The organism is Moorena sp. SIO4A1 (genome assembly GCF_010672065.1).
Taxonomy (GTDB): Bacteria; Cyanobacteriota; Cyanobacteriia; order Cyanobacteriales; family Coleofasciculaceae; genus Moorena.
This window is the reverse complement of the sequence record NZ_JAAHHX010000620.1, coordinates 1-1,577: the sequence shown is the minus strand read 5'-3', so window position 1 is coordinate 1,577 and position 1,577 is coordinate 1. Positions and strand designations below refer to the sequence as shown.

The 1,577-nt window shown below is 45.4% G+C and carries 2 protein-coding genes; one reads left to right on the top strand and one right to left on the bottom strand.

Annotation, left to right across the window (positions count from 1 at the left end):
- On the top strand, nt 1-1,069 hold a 1,069-nt coding region (locus F6K53_RS41265; protein WP_293086126.1), incomplete at its 5' end, for a transposase.
- On the opposite strand, the gene F6K53_RS41260 is transcribed toward F6K53_RS41265, so the two are convergent.
- Nucleotides 1,008-1,577, bottom strand: a 570-nt coding sequence (locus tag F6K53_RS41260) for a tetratricopeptide repeat protein (RefSeq protein WP_293086124.1), incomplete at its 5' end; no start/stop codon positions are given. The genes F6K53_RS41265 and F6K53_RS41260 overlap by 62 nt on opposite strands.

Sequence of the window (1,577 nt, the reverse complement as noted above, 5' to 3'; positions counted from 1 at the left end):
CTTACAGAAACTGGTCATAACTCAGGCTAAAAAGACCGAAGAAAGAAAATGGTTGTCTGAAGTGTCAGTCGTTCCTTTGCAGCAGTCCGTAGCTGATTTGGGAGTTGCTTTTAAGAACTTCTTTGAGTCGCACAATGGAAAACGAAAAGGACGAAAAGTTAGGTCTCCACGATTCAAAAAGCGATCCAATAATCAATCAGCAAGATTAACTCGCAGAGGTTTCTCTATTCAAGGTGATGGAGTTTACTTAGCCAAGATTGGGGTAGTCAAACCGATCTGGTCTAGGGAATTGCCATCTGATCCAAGCTCTGTGACCATTATCTTAGATTGTGCTAACAATTATTTCTTGAGCTTTGTAGTAGATATTAAGCCTGTTCAAGTTGATGCCAAGAACCAAAGCATTGGGATTGATCTAGGTATCAAGACTTTCGCGGTAATGAGTGATGGGGGTCATGTCAAGAGTCCTGACTATTCAAAACTAGATCGAAAATTACGCAAACAAACACGAAAGTTTGCTAGACAAGCCAAGGGGTCTAACCGGAGGGAGCAAACTCGCATTAAGATCGCAAGACTAAATAAGAAAATCGCCAACAAAAGGAAAGACTTCCTGCATAAGTTCTCAACTAGGATAGTCAGCGAGAACCAAGTAATTGTCCTAGAAGACCTTAACGTGTCAGGAATGGTCAAAAATCGCAAACTAGCGCGAGCTATTAGCCAGCAAGGTTGGTCAGAATTTAGGAGTCTAGCTCAAGCAAAATCAGATAAATATGGCAGGGATTTTCGGGTTATAAGCCGTTGGGAACCCACTAGTCAAATCTGCTCAGATTGTGGGTTCAAGTGGGGGAAACTCGATTTGTCCGTACGCTCAATACTCTGTGTTAATTGTGGAACCGAGCAGGACAGAGACATAAACGCTGCTAGAAACATAGAAAAAGTCGGCATGGGGCATCGGCATGACTCTAAATGGGCAAGGAGGGGCGATAAGACTGTTGAGACCGTAGGTCACGCTACGCGAACGGCAGCACACCCCGATGATCTGTCAAGAATCGCCGTTCTTCTAGGACGGTGAGTATGTCAACATATCTGCCCTGGCTTTTGTAGATGAATGCCAGATTATTGAGGCTGGTTGCCACATCGGGATGGTCTTGACCAAGGAGTTTTTTCCTCAGTGCTAAGGCTTGTTGATGGAGGAGTTCGGCTTCAGCATATTTGCCCAGGCTTTCGTAGATGAATGCCAGATTATTGAGGCTGCTTGCCACATCCGGGTGTTCCTCTCCCAAGACTTCCCGCCGAATCTCTAATGCTCTCTCGGCTAGGGGAATCGCTTCTGAGTACTTTCCTAGCTCATAAAGCTCAATGGCTTGCTGATTGAGTTGAGAGGCTTCTGCTAGGGATAAGTCTTCAGCCCTTTCACTCCCTGGTGAACTGGGTTGTTGAGCAATGATACTTTGCCCCCAGCTAGACCTAGGGAAAGCCACTCCCATTGCCATCACACCGACAACGGTGGCTAAGATAGCTGCTCGCTTAACAGATAAGTTTTGATTCATTGCTTGACACGGAGGTTTTGATTCATTTCC